Annotated in this window: 14 protein-coding genes; 7 read left to right on the top strand and 7 right to left on the bottom strand. The window is 66.2% G+C overall.

Translation table 11 applies throughout. The features are described 5' to 3' along the window. The first annotated feature begins 3 nt into the window (after positions 1 to 3). The 3 genes from DFR29_RS10605 to DFR29_RS10615 are packed head-to-tail and all read left to right on the top strand — an operon-like array spanning position 4 to position 3,442. Positions 4 to 1,278, top strand: a complete 1,275-nt coding sequence (locus tag DFR29_RS10605) for a sugar MFS transporter (protein ID WP_133818559.1) — start codon at positions 4 to 6, stop codon at positions 1,276 to 1,278. Continuing rightward, the gene (locus tag DFR29_RS10610) at positions 1,275 to 2,255 is read left to right on the top strand and encodes a carbohydrate kinase family protein (protein ID WP_133818560.1); all 981 of its coding nucleotides are present in this window, start codon (positions 1,275 to 1,277) and stop codon (positions 2,253 to 2,255) included. The genes DFR29_RS10605 and DFR29_RS10610 overlap by 4 nt, the downstream gene beginning before the upstream one ends. Continuing rightward, on the top strand, positions 2,252 to 3,442 hold the full coding sequence (locus DFR29_RS10615) for an AGE family epimerase/isomerase (RefSeq protein WP_133818561.1): 1,191 nt from the start codon (positions 2,252 to 2,254) through the stop codon (positions 3,440 to 3,442). The genes DFR29_RS10610 and DFR29_RS10615 overlap by 4 nt, the downstream gene beginning before the upstream one ends. Positions 3,443 to 3,697: 255 nt before the next feature. Here the strand turns inward: DFR29_RS10615 and DFR29_RS10620 are convergent, their stop codons facing one another. The 4 genes from DFR29_RS10620 to DFR29_RS10635 form a co-directional block, all read right to left on the bottom strand. After that, on the bottom strand, positions 3,698 to 3,991 hold the full coding sequence (locus DFR29_RS10620) for an EF-hand domain-containing protein (protein WP_133818612.1): 294 nt from the start codon (positions 3,989 to 3,991) through the stop codon (positions 3,698 to 3,700). Between the two features lie 201 nt (positions 3,992 to 4,192). Continuing rightward, complete coding sequence (locus DFR29_RS10625; protein WP_133818562.1) at positions 4,193 to 5,374, bottom strand: dipeptidase; 1,182 nt, start codon at positions 5,372 to 5,374, stop codon at positions 4,193 to 4,195. A gap of 637 nt (positions 5,375 to 6,011) precedes the next feature. Then, the gene (locus DFR29_RS10630) at positions 6,012 to 7,463 is read right to left on the bottom strand and encodes an Hsp70 family protein (RefSeq protein WP_133818563.1); all 1,452 of its coding nucleotides are present in this window, start codon (positions 7,461 to 7,463) and stop codon (positions 6,012 to 6,014) included. A gap of 155 nt (positions 7,464 to 7,618) precedes the next feature. Further along, complete coding sequence (locus DFR29_RS10635) at positions 7,619 to 8,740, bottom strand: T6SS phospholipase effector Tle1-like catalytic domain-containing protein (RefSeq protein WP_133818564.1); 1,122 nt, start codon at positions 8,738 to 8,740, stop codon at positions 7,619 to 7,621. A 461-nt stretch (positions 8,741 to 9,201) separates the two neighbouring features. Here DFR29_RS10635 and DFR29_RS10640 point away from each other — a divergent pair, with 461 nt between their 5' ends. From DFR29_RS10640 to DFR29_RS10655, 4 genes are all read left to right on the top strand, one after another. After that, positions 9,202 to 10,851, top strand: coding sequence for a trypsin-like serine peptidase (locus DFR29_RS10640; RefSeq protein ID WP_133818565.1), 1,650 nt, complete (start codon positions 9,202 to 9,204; stop codon positions 10,849 to 10,851). Next, positions 10,848 to 13,730, top strand: coding sequence for an AAA family ATPase (locus tag DFR29_RS10645; protein WP_133818566.1), 2,883 nt, complete (start codon positions 10,848 to 10,850; stop codon positions 13,728 to 13,730). The genes DFR29_RS10640 and DFR29_RS10645 overlap by 4 nt, the downstream gene beginning before the upstream one ends. A 24-nt stretch (positions 13,731 to 13,754) precedes the next feature. Further along, positions 13,755 to 15,770 (top strand): DNA/RNA non-specific endonuclease, encoded by a 2,016-nt coding sequence (locus DFR29_RS10650; RefSeq protein ID WP_133818567.1) that lies wholly within the window; start codon positions 13,755 to 13,757, stop codon positions 15,768 to 15,770. 563 nt (positions 15,771 to 16,333) lie between these two features. Then, complete coding sequence (locus DFR29_RS10655; protein ID WP_133818568.1) at positions 16,334 to 19,399, top strand: M36 family metallopeptidase; 3,066 nt, start codon at positions 16,334 to 16,336, stop codon at positions 19,397 to 19,399. A 374-nt stretch (positions 19,400 to 19,773) separates the two neighbouring features. On the opposite strand, the gene DFR29_RS10660 is transcribed toward DFR29_RS10655, so the two are convergent. The 3 genes from DFR29_RS10660 to DFR29_RS10670 all read right to left on the bottom strand — a co-directional run bounded on the left by DFR29_RS10660 (position 19,774) and on the right by DFR29_RS10670 (position 24,544). Next, a complete protein-coding gene (locus DFR29_RS10660) occupies positions 19,774 to 21,390 on the bottom strand; it encodes a serine hydrolase domain-containing protein (RefSeq protein ID WP_133818569.1) in 1,617 nt (538 codons plus the stop codon). A gap of 135 nt (positions 21,391 to 21,525) precedes the next feature. Next, positions 21,526 to 22,278: a transporter gene (locus DFR29_RS10665; RefSeq protein WP_133818570.1), complete on the bottom strand. Its 753-nt coding sequence runs from the start codon at positions 22,276 to 22,278 to the stop codon at positions 21,526 to 21,528. 139 nt (positions 22,279 to 22,417) lie between these two features. Next, the gene (locus DFR29_RS10670; protein WP_133818571.1) at positions 22,418 to 24,544 is read right to left on the bottom strand and encodes a glycosyl hydrolase family 18 protein; all 2,127 of its coding nucleotides are present in this window, start codon (positions 24,542 to 24,544) and stop codon (positions 22,418 to 22,420) included. Between the last annotated feature and the right edge of the window lie 42 nt (positions 24,545 to 24,586).

Here is a 24,586-nt window from a genome sequence, read left to right on the forward strand (position 1 = left end):
TGGATGAACACTGCCGCCAGTGCGTCAAACCGCATTGCCCTGATCGTCACCACGACGATCTTTTTCCTGTGGGGTTTCCTGACCAGCCTCAATGACGTGCTGATTCCGCATCTGAAGGCCGTGTTCGACCTGAACTACGCCCGCAGCATGCTGATCCAGTTCACCTTCTTCGGTGCGTATTTCGTCATGTCGCTGCCGGCCGGGCGCGTGGTCGCGCGGCTGGGCTACAAGCACAGCATGGTCTGCGGCCTGCTCGTCGCCGGCCTGGGCGCGCTGGCCTTCCTGCCTGCGGCGCAGTGGCAGTCCTACGGCCTGTTTCTTGCCGCACTGTTCGTGCTGGCCAGCGGCATCACCCTGCTGCAGGTGTCGGCCAACCCTTACGTCAGCCTGCTCGGCGACGAAGCGCAGTCGTCCAGCCGGCTGACCCTGGCCCAGGCGCTCAATTCGCTGGGCCATACCATAGGCCCGGCCATCGGCGGCCTGCTGATTCTGTCGGTTGCCGTGCTGGGCGCCGAGGCGCTGGCCGCGCTGTCGCCGGAGCAGCTGCAGCACTACCGCGCGGCCGAGGCGCAGGCGGTGCAGCTACCTTATCTGGGCCTGGCCCTGCTGCTGTTTGCGCTTTCGTTCTTTGTATACCTGTTCCGTCTGCCGCACCTGGCCGAGGCCACCGACGCGGGTGCGGCTACGCAAGGCAGCTTCGGAGACGCCTTGCAGCATTCCTCGCTGCGCTATGCGGTGATCGGCATCTTCGTCTATGTCGGCGCCGAGGTCGCCATCGGCAGCCTGCTGATCAACTACCTGGCCCATCCGGCCATCGTCGGCATCAGCGAGACCAGTGCGGCGATCTACCTGTCGTACTACTGGGGCGGCGCCATGATCGGTCGCTTCGTCGGCTCGGTGCTGCTGCGCTTCATCGCAGCACCACGTCTGCTCAGCCTGTTCGCGGCGCTGGCGTTCACGCTGCTGGCGCTGAGCATGGCCAGCCACGGCAACCTGGCGCTGTGGAGCATGGTGGCGATCGGCCTGTTCAACTCGGTCATGTTCCCGACCTTGTTCACGCTTGGCATCAAGGGGTTGGGGCCGCTGACGGCGCGCGGCTCCAGCCTGCTGATCATGGCCATCGTCGGCGGCGCGGTGATTCCCCTGCTGCAGGGCCTGCTGGCCGATCGCATCGGCCTGCAGCTATCGTTCGTGCTGCCGCTGGCCTGCTATGTCTATATCGTCTGGTACGGCTGGCGCGATGCACGCGCCGGTGCCGGCACGGTAGCCGCCGCATGAAGCGCATTGTCTGTTTCGGCGAAGCGCTGATCGATTTCCTGGCCCAGGCGCCGGCATCGCCGGCGGCGCCGCGTGCGTTCCTGCAGTTTGCCGGCGGTGCGCCGGCCAATGTCGCGGTGGCAGCGGCACGGCTGGGCGCGACGGTGGATTTCGTCGGCATGCTCGGCGCCGACATGTTCGGCGATTTCCTGCTCGCCAGCCTGGACCAGGCCGGCGTCGGCACAGGCTACGTCAAGCGCACCGCGGCGGCGAACACCGCCCTGGCCTTCGTCGCGCTGGACGCCCAGGGCGAACGCAGTTTCAGCTTCTACCGCCCGCCGGCTGCCGACCTGCTGTTCCGTGCACAACATTTCCACGATGCCTGTTTTACCGATGCAGGCATTCTGCATCTGTGTTCCAACAGCCTTACCGACGGCGCGCTCGCCGCCGTCACGCTGGAAGCGATAGAACGTGCCCAGGCCGCCGGCGCGCTGGTCAGTTTCGACATGAACCTGCGCCCGTCGCTCTGGCCAGCCGAGGTCGATCCGCTGGCGCGCCTGTGGCGCGTGTTGGAGCAGGCCGACCTGGTCAAGCTCGCCCGCAACGAGCTGGACTACCTGGCCAGCGCAGCGGGCAGCGAAGCGGCAGTGATCGAACGCCTGTGGCAAGGCCGTACGCGCTGGCTGATCGTGACCGATGGCGCAAGGCGCCTGCACTGGCATACGCGCACGCGCCGCGGCGGCATGGACGGTTTTGCGGTACAGGCTGTGGATACCACCGCCGCCGGCGATGCCTTCGTCGGCGGCCTGCTGGCCTGGCTGGCATTGCGCGATATCGCCACCGCCGAGTTCGATGCCTTCCTGCGCACGGCGACGACCATGGACCAGGCCCTGCGCCAGGCCGCCGCCGCCGGTGCCTTTGCAGTGACCCGGCCCGGCGCCTTCGCCGCCATGCCGGCACCGGCCGATATCGCCCCTTTCCTGGAGATTTCCGCGTGAATGCCCTGCCCGACTTCCGCAGTGTCGAATTCCTGCGCCGGCATATCGCCGACACAATGGCGTTCTACCAGGCGCATGCACTCGATCCGCAGGGTGGATTTTTCCATTATTTCCGCGATGACGGCAGCGTCTACGAACGCAGTCATCGCCATCTTGTCAGCAGCACGCGCTTTGTCTTCAACTACGCCATGGCCGCGCGGGAATTCGGCAATGCCGACTATCTGGCCGCCGCACGTCATGGCCTGGCCTATCTGCGCGAAGTACACCGCGATGCACACGGCGGCGGTTATGCCTGGACGATCCGCGACGGCCAGCCCGAAGACCGCAGCAACCATACCTACGGCCTGGCCTTCGTCGTGCTGGCCTATGCGCGGGCGCTGCAGGCCGGCATCGCCGAAGCGGCGGACTGGCTGCGGGAAACCTGGGACCTGCTCGAAGCGCGCTGCTGGGATGCGCACTACGGCCTGTACCGCGACGAAGCCGATGAACAATGGAATTTTTCCGCCTACCGCGGCCAGAACGCCAACATGCATGCCTGCGAAGCGCTGCTGGCGGCCTACGAAGCGACACAGGATGAGCGCTATCTGCAACGCGCCCTGCAGCTGGCCGACAACCTGACGCGGCGCCAGGCCGCGCTGGCCGGCGGGCTGGTATGGGAACACTACACGGCAGACTGGCAGGTGGACTGGGACTATCACCGCGACAATCCCAAGCACCTGTTCCGCCCCTGGGGCTTCCAGCCCGGCCACCAGACAGAGTGGAGCAAACTGCTGCTGATTCTCGACAAGCACTGGCGCGAACGCGGCCAGCCGCAGGAATGGCTGGTACCCGTGGCGCAGCAATTGTTCGACCGCGCCATGCAGCACGCCTGGGACGACGAAAACGGCGGCCTGTGCTACGGGTTCGCGCCCGATGGCAGCGTCTGCGACGACGACAAGTATTTCTGGGTACAGGCCGAATCCATCGCCACCGCCGCGCGCCTGGCGCGAGCCACCGGCGAGGAGAAATACTGGGGCTGGTACCACAAGCTATGGGCCTATGCCTGGACGCATTTCGTCGATCACGAACACGGCGCCTGGTACCGGATACTCGACCGGCAGAATCGCAAATACGACGATCAGAAAAGCCCTGCCGGCAAGACCGATTACCACACCATGGGCGCGTGCTACGACGTGCTGCACGGGTAAATCGAATGGAAAATGTAGGTCGGGGCAAGCCGCAGAGGCACCCCGACATCGAGGCATGGCACTAACTCATAACGCGTGCCGGAGGAATGTTTCGCTTGGCGACTCGGCGGAAGCGAAGCATTCCTTCGGCACGGGCATTTGGATGGCGATCCACCGCGATGTTGGGGTGCGCCCGCGGGCTTACCCCAACCTACGTCCGTGCATCACGTCCCCGCATTGCGCTCATGCATCGCGGCGATTCCTTGCGTGCGCGCATCAATGCATGCGCGACTTCTCGACGCCATCGCGATAGTCGTCCCACTCGCCACGGGAGACGTTGCCGTCGTTGTTCGTGTCGAGCTGGGCCAGGGTGATATTGAGCTGCGTCGTCGCAGCTGCAAATTCCTTCTTGTCCAGCTTGCCGTCGCCATCGCTGTCGATCTGGCTGTACGGCGGAACCGGCGCGTGGCTCTTGTCCAGCGGCGGCGATGCCGGCTGCTGTGCAAACGCCGGCACGGCGGACCAGAGGGTGACGAGAACGGCACCGAGCAACGGATAGTGCTTGGCCATGGTGTACTCCTTGAATGGCTATGCCAAAAGCGGCGCAGTCATTGCAGCAGGAGTCGTGCCGAGCGCAGCGCATGACCGTCGCGTCCGGCACAATGGCGCCAGTGCGTGTTTTCAGGCCTGCGCGGCCACTCATGCCGCGCAGCGATTTGAACGACAGGCGCAATGACTATTGCGGCTTGCACGAAAACCGCAACGCCTGGATCAGCCCCAGACCTCGCCCATCACCCGCGCAAAATTGCCGCCGAGTATCTTGCCGATGCGCGCATCCGAGTGACCGCGCGCGGACAGCATGCCGGCCAGCACTTCGAAGCGGTTGGCCAAGTTCAGGTCAGGGATGAAAAGGTACAGATTTTCCGGGCGGCCCTTGTTGAAGATGCCGTCGTCCACCATTGCCTTGATGTATTCGATGTTGTCCTTTTCAAACTGCGGCGTGCGCTCGATAGGCGCCACGCCCAGGTCGGTGCCGATGCCGACATGGTCTTCGCCGCAGACCTTGACCGCATGTTCGATATGCCGGATCACGTCGACCGCCATGGGCTGGGTATCGACGCGCAGATACGGCCAGAAGATCATGCCGGCGACGCCGCCTTTGTCCGCCATGGCCTTGAGTTCCGCGTCGGAGGTATTGCGCGGCAGGTCAGCCAGCGCGCGGCAGCCGGTATGGCTGATCAGCATCGGCGCCCTGGCCGCCGCAATGCCCTCGGCGATGGTGCGCGGCGCGCCGTGCGCCAGGTCCAGCACGACCTTTTCCGCGTTGAGGCGCTCGACCACCGTGTGGCCGTAGTTGCTCAGCCCCGCATTGCCCGGCTCCGTGCAGCCGTCGCCGACGATATTGCGCCGGTTGTGGGTGAGCTGGATCACGCGCACGCCGAGTTCGCGGAACATCGGGATACGGTCGGCGTCCTCGCCCAGCGGCTCGGTGCCCTGGAAGCCCATGATCACGCCGCTGCGCTGCCTGCGTTCAGCGACCTTCAGATCGGCCGCGCTGCGCACGATGAACAGATGATCCGGGTGCTGCGCCGCGATCGTCTGCCATTTGGCGATTTCCTTCTTGGCCCGCTCGAATGCATCGTCGTTGAGCCAGAAGCGGCCCTGCGGCGCGACCGTAGTCAGCACGGCGCCCATGCCCGCGGCGCGCACGAGCTCAAGCTCCTTGGCCGTGGCCGCGGCGTCGTCCATGATGTAAGAAAAACCAAAACTGGAAGCGCCGTCGATGGCGAACGTGTCGCGATACGGCGGCCAAGGGCTGGTGGCCTTGCCTTGCGACGCCTTGCCCTGCGACGCCTTGCCGGTCGCTGTGCCGGCAACCAGTGCCGGCGATCCTGCTGCCGCATAAGCAGCCCCCAGCCCAGCCCCGATCAACCATTCGCGCCTGCTCAGCATCGCCCGTCTCCGCCGTGGTGGTCGGGCGATTCTGCCGCAAGCGGACAAAAATACGAAGACCCCCGTAGTTTGTCGCGACTGCGACGACGGCCAGCGCACCAGGCCGCTGCATGCCGCGAAAATGCCGCTGGACTCCGGCGCTTACAGCAGCCGTTCGCTGCGCCCCTTGAGGCTGAGCGAGCACTTGCCACGCTCGTCGCGACGCAAGTGATCGATGTCCGCTGCGCGCACCACGCTGCCGCGATGCACCTACCGGAACGCCATCGGCTCCAGCCCCGCCAGCAATTCCTTCCGGCTGCCGTCCCGGCCAATTCGCCTGTGCAAAGCTACGGGTCAGCTTTTTCCTGGCGGCGGCGGTGGCGGGATAGGCATGGGATTCTCCCGCATGATGCGCTTTTGCGCTTCGACCCACTCACCGCACCATTCGGCCGCCCCCTCACCCCAGCCCTCTCCCCCGACAGCGGTCGGGGGAGAGGGCGTGTTCTCGCAACTCGCGCAACTCGCGCAACTCAGCAACTCAGCAACTCAGCAGCCCAGCAGCCCAGCAGCTCTCAGAGCTGACCCCAAACCAAAGTTCAAACTCGGCCGCGGCCCCGTACCCGGACTCGAATAGTCAAAAACCCAAAACAAAATAAAACTACAACTCCCACTGCCCCGCCGCCACCGCCAACCCCGAAACCACCCCCAGCGAAGCATCTCCCACCACGATCCGCACCCCAGGAAACTCCCGCGCCACGACCTCGCGGATCAACGGCGCCCGCGACGATCCGCCCGTCAGGAAAACCGAATCCGGCACCACACCGATATCCCCGCGCACCCGCCCCAGCAACGCGGCCAGCTTGTCGAGAAAATCCGCATACGCCTGGTCGCGATGGCGCAGATCCAGCTCCACAGCCAGTCCGTGCTCGATGAAGTCCAGCTCGACCCGGTCCGAGGCGACCTGCCCCAGCGCGATCTTCATGCGCTCGGCCTCGCGGTTCAGCAGCGAGGTCGAACCTATGCGCTGCAGCTCCTGCAAGCGCGTACCGAACGGCTGCGGCGCGTCGCGATAGTTGTGTCCGCGGAACTCTTTCTGCTGCGGCGGGCTTTGCACGCTGGCCGCCTCGCGGAAATGATGCACGGGTATCAGCGGATGGCCGCGGCCGAACAGCGGCATGAAGGCGGCCAGGCTCAGTTCGATATCGATGTCTGTGCCGCCGCGCGGCAGGCCCCAGCTGCCGAGGATGCGCGCCGCAGCGGCCGTGCCGCCGACTTCGGCAAAGGCCACGTCGGTAGTGCCGCCGCCGACGTCGACGATCAGGCTGCGCTCGGGCAGCGTCAGCTGGGTGTGATAGTGCATGGCCGCCGCGGCCGGCTCTTCCAGGAACGCAATCTGCTCGAAGCCGGCCGACTGCGCCGCTTCGGTCAGCATTTCCAGCGCCTGTTCCGTGCCCTTGGCGCCCATGGCGCTCTTGAACTCGACCGGGCGCCCCAAAATCGCCGCACGCACCGGCGTGCCGAGCTGGCGTGTCGCGCTCAGGCGGATATGTTCCAGCACATGGCTGGCGATATGCAGGATGACGCGGCGCGCATTCGGCAGCAGCTTGTAGCCGAGCATGGATTTGGGCGATTCGACCAGATGCCCCAGGCCGTCATTGATGTAGGCATCGATGGCTTCGTCGCCGAACAGCGCGTCGTTGACCTTGACCACGGCGCCCTGCGACTGGCGCACCAGGTTTTCCATCCAGTTGCGCCGCACATGGCGTATGCCGGCTGCGCGCAGATCGGCGTCGCTGCGCTCGGTGGGTTCGGAGGCCAGCGCCAGCGCCTTGGCCTTGTCCCAGCCGGACAGGCGCTCGGCTTCGCCACGACGCTGCTGCCAGGCCACGTAGGCGCTGCGCTGCGCCGCCTTGGCCGAACGCACATAGGCATCCACTTCCAGTTCGCGCTCGGCGCTGAGATAGAAATCGGCCGGGTCCGGCACCGCAGCCGGAAAGAACACCGCCGTGCGGAACTGGCTTTGCTCGCCGAAGCGGATGCCTTCGAGGCGGCCTTGCACGTAGGCGGCTGCGGCCGAATAGCTGGTTCCAAAATCGATACCGATCTGCATCGCCGGGCTCCGGGTGTTTCGCGGGGCGCGGGAGTGTAGTGAGCATGGACGTCGATGTCGCGTGCAACGCAGCCGGACGGCGAAAAAACGACGCCGCCACGCCTGTCCCGCCTGCCGCTACCGGCAAAGCAGACAGACGGGACACGGCGCCTGCTTCAGACGACGAAGCGTGGATCAGCCGGCAACAGCGGCCGTGGCCGGTAGGCACTGCCGTTCATGCGCACGCGCACGCTGTCGTGCAGCAGCGGCAGGTGCGGCAGATGACGCTCCTGGCCGCGGTTGACACGCCACTGGCGGTACCAGCTGTCGTCGTCGGGATTGCGCCGGTGGCGCGGCACCGGCAGCCATTCCAGCAGTTTCCAGAGCCAGCGCTGCTGCAGCTCGTCGTGGGCCGGCGCGCTGGCGGCGAATTTCTGCGCCACGCCGGCCACGTCGGGAACCCGTTCGGCGCTGCAGTCCAGCGTGCGTGCGCAAGCCTGCGCGTCGAAGCGCAGGCCGGCCGCCTGGGCTTCGCGCACCATCCAGGCCAGCGGAATGCGCGACAGGCCGGCCTCGGCTTCGGCGTAGCCGCCGCCGACGTCGGAATGCACGCCGGCAAACCAGACCTGCTGCACGTCGGTAGGCGGCTTGCCGGCGGCCGCCACCGGCGTGGCGGTCCAGCTGTTCTGCACGAACATGACGCGATGCTCGTCCAGCGCCTGGGCGTGGCGCACGACCTGCACATCGGCATTGTTGAAGGTACGTGGGAAGACCTTGGGCACCCAGGGCAGGCCTATCGCACTGACCGTGTCGAACAGGCCGAGAAAGCGGATGGACGGCACCACGCGGCCGTAGTGCTCGCGGAAATTGTTCGCCGCCTCGCGGTTGGCCGGGTCGATATAGGTTTCCCAGGCGAAGCGCACCATCTCGTCGAAGCCCGGATGCAGCAGGCCGATCTTGCTCAGCATGCCGGCCAGCACGCGCGCGGAATAGGCGCCGCGGCTGAAGCCAAACAGGTACAGCGTATCGCCGGGCTGGTAGTGCGCCATCAAGTAGCGATACGCGGCGCAGACATGCCGCTGCAGCAGGATGCCGGACATGGCATCCAGCGTCATCGCCACGCGCCGCCCCCAGCGCGTGGCCAGCGAGTTCGGTTCTATGGTGCCGACACCGGGCTGGTAGTAGGTCTGCTGCGTCTCGTCGCGCTGCAGCAGGCGGCACAGGCGCTGGATGTTGGTATAGCCGCCGTTGGGATAGTTGTTGGTGCCGTCGATGCAGATGACCAGGTTGCGAGACATGGCGTTGCACTCCCCGAAGTGGATATCGCCCAGGCCGCGCGGCCGGGCAAAAGTACAGCAGTGATCATGTGGAGCAGTTCCCCGGCGCGATCATGCGGCCTGCGGCCGGCTGGCGCCAAGTCCACGCCAAGGCGAGGTTGCCTGGGTGACTTTTTTCGCCGAGTGGCGCAACGCGATGAGAGGCCGCGCGCCCTCGCGACACCTGCTGCAAGCCGGGCTTTAGCGGCGGAAAAGCGCACGCCGCGGTGACAAATGTGCAGCGTACAGACGTACACTCCGATGCATTCGCCGCGGCGAGGCACACACGGTTCCGCGATGTCCCCTCGCTGGCGCGGAACGCGGTGCATGCCGCTGTCCGGCTGCTGGCGGCGCGGCAATCGCAAGCATGTCGCCGCAGGCAGGTGTTCGCCGTTATCGGTGAATAGATCGAGGCAGCACAACCGCGTCGCCGGGGGCGCAGCATGGGCAGGGTCAACGGAAGTTCGGGGCCGGTATCGGCGGCGCGGCTGCGCAACCAGAGCAGTCAGGTTGAAAGCCGCGTCTGCCTGATCTACTACCCCGACCGCGACGGCGGCGTAGTCCAGGGCACCGGCTTCCTGATCGGCCCGGACCTGGTCATGACCAACTACCACGTGATTGAAGATGCGCTGGTGCGCCAGCTGGCCGGCGCCGCGGTCAAGGTCCGCTTCGGCTATACCGCCGAGGCACCGACGCTGGTCGAGGACAGCGGTGCCGATCTGAACCTCGCCGACGAAAAATGGCTGTGCGCCTCGCAGCGCTATGCCGATTCGGACAAGACCGGCCAGCCGCCCTTCGCCCAGCCGCACGAACTGGACTATGCGGTGCTGAAACTGGCCGCCCAGCCCGGCCACGATCCGGTCGACATTGCCCCCAGCCACGCCAGCCTGCGTGGCTGGTTTCGTCTCGACGCCTGCAATACTGAGGCCCATGCACAGAAACCGATACGCATCTTCCAGCATCCGCTGGGCGATCCGATCAAGGTTTCCAGCGGCGTGGTACTGAAACTGCCGGACAATGCCGACTGTGCGTTTCGCCTGCGCCACAGCGCCTCTACCGACTACGGCTCGTCCGGCTCGCCCTGCCTGGACGAACTGAATACCTGCCTGCTCGCGCTGCATCATGCCGGCGATCCGTCCAGCGAGTTCGCACGCTACAACCAGGCTATTCCGATTCCGCTGATCGCCGCCGACCTGCGCCGCCAGGCGAGGAGCGAACTGGTCGAGCAGCCGCCGGTGCCGCGGGCGCAAGCCTTGAACGCCGCCGTCGTCAGGCCGGCCGGCGCTGCGGCGGCCGGGCGGTCTGCGCAGACCATCGCCTACGACTTGCGCCGTATCGGCAACCTGCCCTTCATCGCGCGGCCGCGACTGCGCGCGCTGCTCAGGCAATTTGTGGAAAACAACGAATTGTCCGGCAATACCGTAGTGATCGGCGGACCGGGCGCCGCCGGCAAAAGCCATTCCTGGTATCTGATCCGCCATATCGCCAACCTCAGCGCCGGCGTCTCGCCGCTGCGCGTGGACCTGGCCGGCCGCGGGGTCGGCGAACGCGGACTGGCCGACGTGTTCGAGCTGATCAAGCAGCCGCTGGGCCTGGACACAGCGCCGTCGCCGTTTGCCGACAGCAGCCAGGATGCCCGCGCAGCGGGCCGCCTGCTCGAGCTGCTGCGCAAGACGCTCAAGACCAGCGCGCAGAATCATTGGCTGGTCGTCGACGGCCTGGACGATCCGGCCACGCCCGACGACACCGTGGTGTTCTTCCAGCGCCTGGGCATCGCGGTGGTGCAGCACGAGATCGAACACATCAGCGCTTTCCTGCTCGGCCAGCTGCGCAGCACCGGCTACGAGAGCGAGCTGCAGATGCTGGCCTATGCGGAAAACCTGCTGCCGCTGGGCCGTGCCGAATTCCTCGCCTACCTGCAGGCGGAAGTCGCCGCGCGCAACGCAGCCATGGCCGCCGCGGATGCACAGGCCATCGTCGATGCGGCGCTGGCAGACGTCGGCAATCCGCCGACACGCCAGCAGATGCAGCGCGCCGTGGTGTTTCTGCGCGATGCGATCGACGGCAGCGTGCCGGCAGCGGTGACGCCATGATCGAGCTGCCGGCAACGGTCTCCTCGCGCGTCGTGCAGCAATGCCTGCACGACCTGCAGCGCCGCGAACACGGCGAAGCCAGCACAACGCAGCAGATCTTTGTACAGGCAGCCTGCCTGGTCGATACCTTCAGCGTGCCACAGCTGCGTGAATTCGCCGGCCTGCCGCGCGACGCGGACTGGGTACAGCTGTCCATCGATGCGGAACTCGTCGCTGCCGCACAGAATGCCAAGGCCGGCACTGTCGCGATACCAGCGCGCTGGCGGCTGCGGCCTGCGGCGCGGCGCCGGGCATTGCAGCAGTTGCGCAGCGAAGGCCGCCTCGCGCAGGCGCTCGCCGCATTGCCGGCAGCGGTATCGGAGCGCGACACGCTGTTGCGGCAGCTGCTGGGTGCAGGCATCGATCTGCAGCAGCTGGATTTTCGCCAGACCGCGCTGCTACGCGAAGTGCTGCACTGGCTGGAAGGCAGCGAGTTCGCCGCACCTGCACTGATCCATGCAGCAGCGCGGCGGCTGGACCGGCTGCAGCTGTTCAAGCCGTTCCAGCGATTGCTGGCGGATGGATTTCAGGGACGTCAGAAAGAACTGAAAACCTTGCGCGACTATGTGGGCGTGGCCGAACCGGGCTCCGAGCTGGGCCGTGTGGTCCGGCGCTTTGCGTTGCGGTCCGCGCCCGGCGCTTCGCCGCTGGTGCTGTACGGGCCGGGCGGCATCGGCAAATCCACTGTGCTGGCGCAGTTCCTGATGGAGCATTGCGGTCCGGACGTGGCCCAGCCACTGCCCTTCGTTTATATCGACATCGACCGGCTGGGTTTCCGCACCGCCGATTTCGGTCATTTCACGGTCGAGGCCGTACGCCAGCTAGCCCGGCAGGCAAGCGAATCGACCGCCATGCTGGAGAGCGAGCTGACGGTACTGCAAGCCGCGGCGAGCGAATCGTCCAGTAGCGATGCCGGCGCGCGCAATGTCAACGCGGACGAATGGCTCAATCGCTTCGCCGCCATCATCGAACGCCTCGCCGAGTTCCGTGGCCTGCCCTTGATCCTGGTCATCGATACCTTCGAGGAAATCCAGCGCCGCGGCAACGTCGAGGAAGATTTTGTCTGGGACGTGCTGGTCAGGTTGCAGCGCGAAATACCCGACCTGCGCACCGTCGTCTCCGGCCGCGCTCCACCACGCCAAAGCGCGCCTCCGGGGCTACGCCTGCAAGGTCTCGAACGCCCCGCCAGCGAAGCCCTGGTCGATACCTACCTCGCCCAGCACGAGCTGGGCCGGCTCGACGCCGTCACGCGCAAGCGCGTACTCGACATCGCCCGCGACAATCCGCTGACCCTGCGCCTGGCCCTGCGCCTGCTGCGCCAGCACGGCGCCGCCGCGCTGGCCGATATTGCGACCACGCGCTGGCTGGTCTTCCGTCTGGCGGAAGAAAAAGTCCAGGCGCTGCTGCATACCCGTGTGCTGTCGCATATCGACGACGAGGAAGTGCGCCGCCTCGCCCATCCCGGCCTGGCGGTGCGGCGCATCACGCCCGAGGTGATCAGCGAGGTGCTGGCCAGCCCCTGCCGCATTGCCGTGCGCGATGCGGCGCATGCACAGTCGCTGTTCGAACGGCTGCAGCGCGAAGTAGGCCTGGTCGAAATCGATGCCGACGGCAGCCTGCTGCATCGCAGCGATGTGCGCAGCGTGATGCTGGAAAGCCTGCTCGCCGAGGCCGGCAGCGATACGATACGAAAAATAGACAATGCCGCAATTGCCTATTACCAGGACATCGATACGGCCACTGCGCGCGCCGAGGAAATCTATCACCGCCTGCGCCAGGCCCAGCCGGCTGCGCAGATCGATGCGCGCTGGCGCGACGACGTAGCCGTGCTGCTGGGCAATGCCATCGACGAACTGCCCGCTGCTTCGCGCCTGTACCTGGCTTCGCGGCTGGGCCTGTCGGTGGACGAAGACCTGCGCCGCACTGCCGACCAGGGCTCGTGGGAACGGCTGGCGGCCCGGCGCGCGCGCGCGGCGCTGAATCGCGGCGCCCTGGACACGGCCAGGGCGGTGCTGGTCGAACGCACGGAGCGGCTGGACGGCAGTCCGCTCTGGGAAATCCAGGCCGAGCTGCAGCGCAGCACCGGCCAGTTCGAGGCCGCCATCGACCACGTCGACCGCGCTGTCGCCGCCGGCGGCTTTGCCGCCTGCGAGACGGTCACGCTGCAGTTCGTCGCGGTGCTCGCCGCGGAAGCGCTGGGCGACTACACCCAGGCGCGCCAGCGCCTGGCAATGCTGCAGGCGATGAACGCATTCCACACCGACGAGATGCTCAAGCTGCGCCTGGACGTCTGCGCGCAGCGTCTGGCAAGACTGGCGCCGGCAGTGCCGAACAGCGCGGCCAAGGTAGCTGGAACGGCGAAGCCGCCACTGCCGCCGGCCCTGCGTCGGCGCGATGGCCAGATCAATCTGAACGGACTGCGCCAACTGAAATTGCGGCCGCTGCTGCTGCGCGAAACCGTGGCCGAATACGGCCTGGCCTATCCGGAAATTCTCTACTACGCGCTGGAACAGCTCGGCCTGCCCGGCCGCGGCACACAGGACTGGGCCACGCGCATCGCGCGCGGACTGGACGACGCCAATGCCTGGGGCTCGGAACAGGAGCTGCGCCGCGATCTGGCCGCCAAGCTGCATGCCGTCGCCGAGACCGATGCCAGCGGCAAACGCCGCGACAGCTCGCGCCAGTCCGCCGAACTGCTGCAAAGCCTGGCCAACTGGATGCGCCACGACGCGGACGCGGCCGGCCTGCGCGAACTGATCGTGCAGGGCTTCCGCGGCGACATCGCGGCGAACCTGCAGAACCAATCCACTGCTGCGACGGCCGACCCGCCGTTCCGCTAGCCCACCCGCCACCGGAGCAATGCCATGAGTTCCCATCCGAACAATTCGCAACTTGCCGCACTGAGCGAAGACGAAGAACTGCGCGCCAGCATTGCCGAGGTCGTCGAGCGCCGATTGGCGCGGACCGCGCAGCCTGCCGGCGGACAGCGCGGCAGCAGCGGACTGGAGAGCGCTGGCGGCAGCGTCGAAGGGGGCCTGGAAGGCGTACGGCCGCCTCGGTTGCAGCGAGCGGCCGCCAGCGCGCTGGAAGTCGCCACCGCGTCGGCACCGAGCGCCGAGCGTGCCGCGGTCGACCGCGGCGACTTCGGCCAGGTGGCGCACGGCGGCCTGGAAGCCATCGTGCTGCTGGCCGGGCGGCCGGTATTCTTCGTGCGCGAAAACCGCATCGTCATACCCGAAAACGCGGACATTTCCGGGCTCATGCTCGACCGCGTCAACAAGGCCTTGCCCAAGGTCGAACCGCTGCTGCCGTCCATCGGCCGGCTCGACGTGCTCAATGCGCTGAACTTCGCCCACCTGGGTACGGCCTGGATGCTGCGCGGCAATGTCGCCGTGACCAACCGCCATGTCGTCGAGGCCTTCGTCAGCCACGGCAGCCGCGGAATACAGCTGCTGCAGAACGAAGACGGTGCCGACTACAGCGCCGGTGTCGATTTCGTGCGCGAAGATGGCTTCCGCGGCAAACCCGCGCCGCTGCGTATCGCCAAGGTGCTGCATGTGGAACCCAGCGGCGGGCCCGACATCGCCTTCGTCGAACTGGTATCGGACCACCCCTTGCCCAAGCCCATCGAGCTGGATCCCGATCCGGTCAAGGACAAGCAGAACGTGATGACAGTGGGCTACCCCGCCTTCGACGACCGCAACGACGAAGTCGAGATGCAGCGCATCTTCGGCGGCGTCTACGGTGTCAAGCGCTGCGCGCCGGGACAGACGCGCAATGTCACCGGCCAGCGTTTCACGTTCGAGCACGACTGCACCAGTCTCGGCGGCAATTCCGGCTCGGTCATCCTCAACAGCGACAACGGCCGCGCCGTCGGTCTGCATTTCAGTGGCGCCTACCGCCGCACCAATGTCGCCGTGCGTGCCAGTGCCGTACTCGATGCGCTGGCCCGGTTGAAACCCAGCGTACCGGTCAGCCGCAGCAGCAAGCTGGCCGCGGACAGCAATGCGGACGCACCTGCGGAGGATGACGAGGCCAGCCGCGCCCGCGGCCCCAGCGCCGACGAGTTGCAAAAACGCAAAGGATACAATGAAAAATTTCTGCGACAGCCGCTGCCGCTGCCGGCACTGTCGGAAAAACTGGAACGCGACCTGCTGCGCAACAACGATGTTCTCGACGGCGAGCTGCGCTATCACCGCTATTCGGTGAAGATGAGCCGCGCCCGCAAGATGGCCTTGTTCACCGCCTGCAACATCGACGGCAACGCGCTGCACGCGGTCAAGCGCACGCCGGACAAATGGTTCCTCGATCCGCGCCTGTCGCCCGACGACCAGGCCGGCGAGGCGCTGTACGCGCGCAACAAGCTGCAGCGCGGCCACCTGGTGCGGCGCCTGGACCCGGCCTGGGGTACGCGCGAGCAGGCCGTCGCCGGTATTGCCGACACCTTCTACTTCACCAACTGCACGCCACAGCACGAGCAGTTCAATCCCAAGAGCTGGCTGGGCCTGGAAGACTACGTACTCGATACGGCCGACGCGGAAGACATCAAGATCAGCGTCTTCACCGGCCCGGTCCTGCGCGCGCGCGATCCGGACTATCGCGAGTTCAAGATTCCGCAGGAATTCTGGAAAGTGATCGCGTTCTGCGACAACAACCGTGGCGAGTTGCGCGCGGCAGCCTACCTGCTGAGCCAGAGCGCGCACCTGGACGACCTGGAATTCGCCTTCGGCCCGTACAAGACCTACCAGACCAGCGTGGCCGAGATCCAGAAGCGCACCGGGCTGGATTTCGGTGTGCTGCGCGAAGCCGACGTGTTCGGCCAGGAGTCGGTCGCGGCCTACCGGCTGCTGGAGAGTCCGGCGGAAATGGTGCTCGGCTAGGCACGCTTCGGCGCCCTACGGGATCTCGCTTTCGTAGGGTGCGATGAGCCACGCGAACTGCACCGCCAGCGCCGACATACCGCCACTGCCGGCACGGCTGCGGCGCAATTCGCCGCGCTTATCCGCGCCCTACGGGATCTCGCTTTCGCAGGGTGCGATGAGCAACGCGAATTGCACCGCCAGCGACTACATGCTGCCACTGCCGGCACGGCCGCGGCGCAGTTCGCTGCGCTCATCAGCGTCCTACGGGATCTCGCTTTCGCAGGGTTCGATGAGCAACGCGAATTGCACCGCCAGCGACTACATGCTGCCACTACCGGCACGGCCGCGGCGCAGTTCGCTGCGCTCATCAGCGTCCTACGGGATCTCGCTTTCGCAGGGTTCGATGAGCAACGCGAATTGCACGGCGGCCCGGCAAATGCCGTCCGGGGCGCCTATGCTGCGGTGCCGGTTTCCGCGGTCGCCGGCCACTGCCCCGATACGCCCAGCCACTTCGTACGAAGTCTTGCGTAGTTCAATCCATACTTGCTAGTCTGCGCCGCTGCCAACTAGGGAGCGACGCCGTGAACTACGCATCATTGTGGTTAGTGCTGGCAACTGGTTTTGTAGCACCCGCGGCCATCGCCGCCCCGCCCGATCAAAGCGAACCGCTCGCACTGCAGCAAAGCCTGCAATGGCTTTCGCCCGAGGCGGTGGCCAAGCAATCCGTCCGCTTCGATGCGAATTCGCCGAGCCAGCTGCTGACAACCTATCGCAGCAAGCTCGCGCTGGACGACAGCCAATTGGTGCACAGCAGCAGCGACGCCAGCCGTGTCGTGCAATACCGCCAGGAAATCGCCGGCATCGAGGTGTTCGGTGCGCGTCTGGGCATACTGCGCGACAGCACGCTGCAACCGCGCGCCGTTGCCGCCAGCCTCGCTGCCAAGCATGCCGCTGCGACGCTGCCATCCTTCGCTCTGGACTCCAGCCAGGCCTTGCGCCATGCCTTTGCCACGCTGCAGCTGGATGCTGCGGTCGGTGTCGCCGCCAAGACTTCCAGCAACGACCGCTACCTGCGCCTGCCGCTGAGCGCCGGCGCCACCTTCAACCCGGCCAGGCCGGCGCGCATCAAGCCGGTCTGGTATCCGGCCGGCGAACGCCTTGTCGCCGCCTATTACGCCGAGTTCATCGGCAAGCAAGCCGGCCAGCAGCGGCCGCGTGCCGAGGCGCTGGTGATCTCCGCCGAAGACGGCCGCATCCTGCGCCGGCAAAGCCAGATCCACGACCTGGAGCCGTTCCGCTATCGCGTCTACGGCGCGGCCGACGCGCATCCGTATTTCGATCCTTACGGCTTTACCAGTCCGCACCCGACCGGTGTCGCCGACGGCTACAAGCCTACGGCGTGGGCGCCGATGAACCTGCTCAGCCTGGTCAAGGGCCCGATCAGCCGCAACGATCCCTGGCTGGCCGACAGCGCAACGACGACGCAGGGCAACAACGTCGACGCCTTCTTCAACGCCGAGATCCTCGTCGACGGCGAATGCTACGGCGAAGGCTGGGGACCGGGCTTCGGCGCGGCCGAAGGCGATTTCCGCGCCACGCTGACCGGCCCGCGCACCTTCGACTATCCCTACGACGCGGCCAATTCGCAGAACGACTTCAGCCAGTGCCTGGTCGATGTACCCACCTCGACCATTCCCACCAACGACGTCGCGCTGAGCGCCAAGATCGTGCAGGCGTTCTACGTGACCAACTGGCTGCACGACCGCTTCTACGACGCCGGCTACGACGAAGCCGCCGGCAATGCGCAGGCCGACAACTACGGCCGCGGCGGCATCGCCGGCGATCCGCTGTTCGTGCATGCCGGGTACTATTCCACTTTTGCGTACGCGCCGGCCGACGGCGAATCCGGTTCGCTGACCCTGGGCACGAACCCCAGCACCACCAGCCGGCGCGATACCGGCGCGTTCGATCTGGGCGTGATCGCCCACGAATGGGGCCACACCATGTTCGGCCGCCTGACCCTGTCGGCCTACTACGGCCAGCAAGGTGCGCTGAACGAAGGAACGGCCGATTTCATCGGCCTTATCCTCACCGTGCGCGAACAGGACCGCTACCACCAGGCGGGCAAGCCCGCGTTCTACGGCGCCTATGCCGTCGGCGCCTACATGAACCTCGACTACGATTTCCGCGGCGACGACCTGCCTGCCGCAGGCACGCCGGGCAATCCCGACAACAGCTACTACCACGGCATACGGCGCTATCCGTACGCGGTCGACAAGCAGCACAACCCGCTCACCTTCAAGCACATCGCTCAGGACAATCTGGTACCGGCCAACAGCAATCCGTTCGACTGGAAAGGCCGTGCCATGGTCAATGCCGAAGTGCATACGGCCGGCGAAATCTGGACCACGGCGTTGTGGGCCTGTGCACGCAATGTGCTGGCTGCCGCACCGTCCAGCCAGTTCGACGCAACCCACCAGCGCTTTCTCGGCTGGCTGGTCGACGGCCTCAAGCTGTTCCCGGTCGATGCCACCTATACCGAGGCACGCACAGCGCTGCTCACGGCCATCCGCGCCGACAGCGAAGCCGACTATCGACGCTGCCGCAGCGGCTTCGCCGACCGCGGCATGGGTGCGGGCGCGGTATCGCCCGAGCGCTATTCCTTCAGCCTGCGCGGCGTGAAGGAAAGCTTCCGCGATATGGAACGCGCGCTGGACATCGTCGGCATGCGCCTGGTGGAAACCCAGGGTGACGGCGATGGCGTGCTCGATCGCAACGAAAGCGGCCAGCTCAAGGTAAGCCTGCGCAATACCGGCTTCGACACACTGGATGCGATTACCCTGGTCGTACCGCCCATTCCCGGCTTCTACGACCTGCCGCAGCAGATCTTCATCGAGAACATTGCGCTGGCACCGGAGGAAACGCGCGAACTCAGCTTCGATTTCCGCGTGCGCAGCAATCGCGCCCTGCTGTCCCTGCCGGTACAGGCACTGGCCTGGGACACGCGGCATCCGGAAGCGTTTGCCGCCGACAGCAAGACCTTCGACGTCAATGTCGATCTGCGCCGCGACAGTTTCGTCGACAGCGCAGCACATGCGGCCACGTTCGCCGCAGACTGGAGCCATGACTTCGCCGACTATTACGCCTGTTCGGTTGGCGTCTGCCTCGGCGCCGAAGGCGCGCAGCAGGCGGAAATCTTCGACTGGAAGCGCCAGCGCCACAACGGCGTGTGGAGCTATGTGATCAGCGAGCCGCAACTGAACTTCAACGTTGCCATCGCCACCCAGCCGTTCACCGTATCGGCCGGCACGCCGCTGGAACTGCTGCTGCGCCACGACTACGACCTGGAGCGCGCGCCGCGTCCGACCTCGGGTACGGTGGAAATCCGCGTCGACGACGGCGAATGGGAAAACGCAGCCGCTTATCTGAGCAGCGGCAGCAGCGTCTTCAGCGGCCTTTCCAATGGCTGGCGCAACGACAGCCTGGTGTTCAACGCCAGCCTGGCCAACCGTCGCGTGCAGCTGCGTCTGCGCGCCAGTGCACCGACGACGTATCGGGCGAACAACGTGCATTGGGCCGTCGCACGAATCGAACTGCGCGGTGCGGCGCAAGCGCCGTTCTCGCGGGCGGTGGGCGATACGCAGTAGCAGTTCGCTGACCGTGCAGCTTTCTCGCCCCGGCCATGCCGGGGCGAGGAGGCGACGTACCGCGCCGCCGGCTGCAGCGCCGCGCCGGCCCGGGCACGACTTGCGCATTGCCGGCGCAGGCGCTGATAGCACAGGCCGGACCGATTGCGGACACTGCCCATGTTGCGATTCAGCGTCGCCCTGCTTGTGCTGACCCTGGCGACCGACTGCGGCCTGGCGCCAGCTACGACCGCGCATCAGAAACTAGTCGAAAAAAACGCTTTTGATACTTTGCTTTGCGCGCCGCCACCGCCCACGCCAGACCACAGCAGCCGGCGCGATCCGTCAGCAGGATCGCGCCGCAGTACCTCGACCCGGTCGAGATGCCTGCCGCCTCAGCCCGCGGGCGCCGCCGCCTCGCGCCGGTAGTAGGCCCGTCCCTGCCCCCAGGAAACACTGAGTCCGCGCAGCCGGCCGCGCGCATCGCGGTGGAATTCGAACAGCGGATAGCCACGCTCGGCAGCGACGAAACGCGCGGTCGCCAGCGGCGCCAGGGTCTGTTCGCGCCTGGCCCCGGGCGTGAGAAAGGCAAAACGGCCGGCATCGGCACGCACCGTGATCGTGGCTGCATCGAACAGTTCGGTCAGCACGCCGCGGTATTCCATCGGCACCGAGTCGTCGAGGCGATACTCGCCGGCATAGTCGGCGTAGGCGGCACCGCTCAGGTCCAGCGCAACGATCTGCAGCGGCGGTTCCACCGCCAGTCCTATCGCATCGACCAGGGCATTGCGGATCTCCACGCGCAGTTCGGCCCCACCGTCGCTGGTATTGGTCAGGATGACGAAGCCGTCGCCGCTTTCCAGATAGCCTTCGATGCGGGCGTGATAGCTGTCGTTGTCGCCACCATGATGGAACACGCGGGCCCGCCCGGCGCCTTCCAGGCGCGGCCCCAGGCCGTGCACGCTGGGCGCAACCTCGGTCATCATCTGGCGGGCCAGCGGCTGCGGCAGCAGGCCGTCCTGTGTACGGTAGCTCTGCAGCAAGGCTGCGACGAAGCGGCCCAGGTCGTTCGCGCTGGTCCACAGGCCCGAGGCGGCAATTTCCGGGAACGACTCCCAGCCGCGCGGCAAGGCGCGCACCTTGCCCTGTTTGTCGTGGGCTTTTGCCACATTGTCGGTCGTCGCGGGCAATGGGCTGGCGAAGCTGCTGCGCTGCATGGCCAGGGGCGCGAACAAACGCTGCTGCGCCAGCAACTGCAGCGGCAGGCCACTGTTTTCCTCGACCAGCAGCTGCACCAGCTGAGTGCCGCCGCCGGAATAGCGATACATCAGGCCCGGCTCTCGCTCGATGCGCACAGGCTTGTTTTTGGCCGGCGGCAGGCCGTCGAGAATCTGCAGCAGCGCCGGCATGGCTTCGTCGGGCTGGAAATCTTCGAAGCCGCGCGTGCTCAGGCCGGCGGTATGCGACAGCAGCATGCGCAAGGTAACGCTGGCGTCGGCGAACTGCGCTGCCGGCGGCAACTGCCAGCTTTTCAGCGACTGGTTCACGTCGCTGTCCAGCGCGAGCTTGCCTTCGGCCACCCGTTGCAGGGCCAGCGTCGCCGTCACCACCTTGCTGACCGATCCGACCGAAAACAGCGTATCGGCGTCGACCGGCAACGCCTTGCCCGCTTCGCGCGTGCCATAGCCACGCGCGGCAACCAGCTTGCCGTCGCGGATCAAGGCCACGGCGACGCCCGCTACCTTGTAATGCGCCATGCGTTCTTGCAGCGACCAGTGCGGCACAGCCTGTCCCGGCTGTAACAGCGAGGGCCGCAGGCCGTGATCGAGCATGGCCAGCGGGTCGGCCACGGGCGCTGCCGCACCGACGTCCAGCGGCGGCTTGCCCTCTATTGACGATGCGGCGCAACCGGCCAGCAGGGTCGCCAGCATCAGCGAGGCCGCCAGCGCGCCGCGCTGCAAGCGGGCGCACCAAGCCTCAGGGCTAGTGGAAATTTCAAGGTATGACTGCATGGCAACTCCTGTCCGTGGTCGGGCTTGGACGGAGCTTGGCACGCTCAGGTTAGCAACAGCGTCGGCGTGCGCCAGTACGGCAAATGCTGGCGCCCGGCCGGTGCCGGGCCGGCGTTGCTGCAACCTGAGCGATGGTCAATCGAAGTAGATCGAGACCCCGAAGCCGCCCTGTACATCGGGCGTCGCCGCATTGACACCGAAGTCGGCGGACAGATCCAGCTGCACCCGTTCGCTGGCCATCCAGGTAAAGCCGCCGCCTGCCACGGCGTTGTCGGGCGAGCCTTTGGCGTGGGTATAGCCGGCTTCGACGAAGGCAGCCCAGCGCTCGCTCAGGGCAAAGCCCAGGCTCGGTGAAATCGTATAACTGTTGCTTCCGTCCTGATGGCCGGCATCGGCGTAGAGCGTGGCCGAGACGCTGTCGTCGAAGGCCCAGCCCAGGCTGGCGGCGACATCGTAGGCCGTGCTGCCCGAACTGAAATCGTCTTCGCCCGTCGCGAAGCTGGCGGTGGCCAGCAGCGCCCAGGAAAACGCTTTCGACGTGGACGGCCCGGCCCATTTGAAACCGATACCCGTATCGCCATAGCCCTTGTTACTGCTGCGCCCCTGCGGCGTGACCAGGCGCTGGTAGTTCCAGGGCGAGCCGAACAGGCGCAGTTCGAAGGTATCGCTGAGGCCAAAACGCAGGTTCGTATTCGCCGCGTAGGCACGCAGACTCGTACCGTCGCGAGAGTCGCGTACGAAATCGGGCAGGCCCTGTTCCCAGGCGATACCGCCGGCCGGCACCGTCGTCGTGGTGACGGCGATGCCGGGCCGGTCGAAAGCCGGTGTGACGGCCTGCGCGAACGGAGCCAGCGCAGAGCAGGCAGTGAAAAACAGCCAACGGTTCATTGGTCCCCTCCCCGGTTTGCGCCAGCTTAGCGGACAACTTGCACATACGCTGCGGCAAGGAAGCAACCCGATACCGGCCGGTCGAACGACAACGCCTGCGCTGCGGTAGCGCGGGCGCAGCCGCCATCGTTGTTTACCTTTATTGGAAACCGTTGGCGAAAATCACGTCGACCGCGCTGCCGCCCGTAGCCGATGTCGTATCCCTCAGCGCATACGTCGTACCACCGAAGCTCACCGTGAAATTGCCCGGCGCGACCATCGGCAGGTAGTAGACGAATTCCACTTCCAGCGAACCGCCGGGCGGCAGTGCGTTCCAGCTCGACGACAGCCGTGCCCGATGGAAATCGCCGTCCAGGCCGCCGATATTGCTGCCGCTATGGCCGGTGGAAACCACGCTGAGCGTGGCGCCGGACCAGTTGGTCCAGTTGGCCGGCGCCGAGGTGGACAGATCGAACTCGAACAGTGCACCGGCCGGAATCGTCGTCGTGGAGTTGTTGACGATCTTCAGCTTGGGCGTGATCGGATAGTTGCTGTCGCCCAGGTCGAATTCGCTGACGCTGATGCTGGCGTCCAGCGTGCCCCCGGTTGCCGGCGTTGCGAAGCGTCGATTGCCGTAGGGCGCAGCGGACTGGAAGCGCTGATAGTAGATGTCGGTCAGCGTCGTGCCGATATACCACTCGCCCTGGCCGCCGCGGCGGTCGGGATGCCAGCGGTAGTCGCCGGCCAGCTCCCAGATCATCACGCCGCCCAGGCCCTTGTCGGCGACATAGTCGGCCTTGGTCGCGGTCGAGGTCTCGTCCTCGGTGGAGATGAATACGTTCTTCTGCGCGTTCCACAGCCACGGCGCCACCAGGGTCGCGTCGTAGTGGCGCACGTAGGTGCCGCTGAGCCGGTCGTCGGGGTTGTTGACCGGGTCCAGGCCGTAGGCGGCGAGATAGGTCGGCAGAATGGAATCCTGCAGATTTTTTGCATGCCACATCGGGTTGGAGCCGGCCGGCACTTCGGCATTCAGTTCCAGGTCGTGCCAGATATTGTCGATGCCGCGGGCACCCTGGCCGCAGCTGGTCAGGCCGACCGGACAGCCGCTGCTCTGTGGCGCCGTGCCCCACAGACCGTTGCTGCCGCCGCTGACATTGCGCCAGCCGCGCGTGTAGTACGGCACGCCGACATTGATGCGCCCGGCCGGCAGGCTGCCGCGGAAGTAGTGATAGGCCCAGTCGGTATTCAGATAGCCGAGATTGCCGTACTGCGACGTCGTATACACGTTCCAATGTACCAGCTCGGCATCACGGCCGTCGTCGTACAGTGCGGCGTTCGGACCGACGAACTGGTTCCAGGCGCCGTGCAGGTCGTAGCTCATGACGTTGACATAGTCCAGGTACTGCGTGACCTGGTAGGTTTCCATGCCGCGCAGCAGATAGCCCGAGGCCGGTGCGGCCACGGTCAGCAGGTAGTACTTGTTGTCCTGCGCCGCGGCGGCATCGAGTTTCTCGCGCAGGGTCTTCATCAGTGCGACATAGCCGCGCATCAGCGCGGCGCGGCGCGGATTGGACACGCTCCAGTCCAGCGGATGCCCGGCGTCGTTCATCGAGGTGGCGTATTCGTAGTCGATGTCCACGCCGTTGAAGCCGAAGCGGCGCACGAAGGCGACGGCGGAATCGGCGAAGGTGTCGATCGCTGCCTGGTTGACCTGGTTGGCCGCGGTCACGGTCAGCGCATAGAAACCGCCGTCGGCGATGCGATTGCCATTGGCGTCGAAATAGCCGCCCGTCTCGGCCCAGCCACCGACCGAGATCAGCGTCTTCGCCTGCGGAAATTGTTTTTTGTACTTGTTCAGAAGATTGAAGTGACCCTTGTAGCTGAATTCCGGGTCCATCTCCGCGCCGGCGACGCCGGGCCATTGCAGGCCGGTGGCCGGATTCTGCGGATCGGCCTCGTTGCCTACCGACAGGCGATTGCTGCCGTCGATATGGGCGAAGGCATAGTTGATGTGGGTGATCTTGCTCCAGGGAATGTCGCTGGCAAGAAAACGCGGCTGACCGTTGGTGCCGCTGCGCCAGCTGGTGAAGTAGCCGATGATGCGGCGCTGGCGGCTGCCCATGCGTTCGCGGCCCGCCGTGTCGTAGGCGAGGCAGTACGGCGTATTCACGCCGGCGGTTTTCTGCATGCCGTCGGGCCTGCAGCTGTCCTGGGCCTGGGCGCTGCCGCCGCAGAGCGCGGCGACGGCCAGCAGTGCGGCGATGCAAGGCAGGTAATGGCGAGTCATGGTCTTCCTCCCCGAAGTCCGTGGGATGAGCGGGATCCGGCG

The sequence above is a fragment of the Tahibacter aquaticus genome (genome assembly GCF_004363655.1).
Taxonomy (GTDB): Bacteria; Pseudomonadota; Gammaproteobacteria; order Xanthomonadales; family Rhodanobacteraceae; genus Tahibacter; species Tahibacter aquaticus.

Excerpts from the sequence above, each read along its gene's own strand:
- DFR29_RS10605 (WP_133818559.1), top strand. The coding sequence starts at position 4 with ATGAACACTGCCGCCAGTGCGTCAAACCGCATTGCCCTGATCGTCACC.
- DFR29_RS10610 (WP_133818560.1), top strand. The coding sequence starts at position 1,275 with ATGAAGCGCATTGTCTGTTTCGGCGAAGCGCTGATCGATTTCCTGGCC.
- DFR29_RS10620 (WP_133818612.1), bottom strand. The coding sequence starts at position 3,991 with ATGGCCAAGCACTATCCGTTGCTCGGTGCCGTTCTCGTCACCCTCTGG.
- DFR29_RS10625 (WP_133818562.1), bottom strand. The coding sequence starts at position 5,374 with ATGCTGAGCAGGCGCGAATGGTTGATCGGGGCTGGGCTGGGGGCTGCT.
- DFR29_RS10630 (WP_133818563.1), bottom strand. The coding sequence starts at position 7,463 with ATGCAGATCGGTATCGATTTTGGAACCAGCTATTCGGCCGCAGCCGCC.
- DFR29_RS10635 (WP_133818564.1), bottom strand. The coding sequence starts at position 8,740 with ATGTCTCGCAACCTGGTCATCTGCATCGACGGCACCAACAACTATCCC.
- DFR29_RS10640 (WP_133818565.1), top strand. The coding sequence starts at position 9,202 with ATGGGCAGGGTCAACGGAAGTTCGGGGCCGGTATCGGCGGCGCGGCTG.
- DFR29_RS10645 (WP_133818566.1), top strand. The coding sequence starts at position 10,848 with ATGATCGAGCTGCCGGCAACGGTCTCCTCGCGCGTCGTGCAGCAATGC.
- DFR29_RS10650 (WP_133818567.1), top strand. The coding sequence starts at position 13,755 with ATGAGTTCCCATCCGAACAATTCGCAACTTGCCGCACTGAGCGAAGAC.
- DFR29_RS10660 (WP_133818569.1), bottom strand. The coding sequence starts at position 21,390 with ATGCAGTCATACCTTGAAATTTCCACTAGCCCTGAGGCTTGGTGCGCC.
- DFR29_RS10665 (WP_133818570.1), bottom strand. The coding sequence starts at position 22,278 with ATGAACCGTTGGCTGTTTTTCACTGCCTGCTCTGCGCTGGCTCCGTTC.
- DFR29_RS10670 (WP_133818571.1), bottom strand. The coding sequence starts at position 24,544 with ATGACTCGCCATTACCTGCCTTGCATCGCCGCACTGCTGGCCGTCGCC.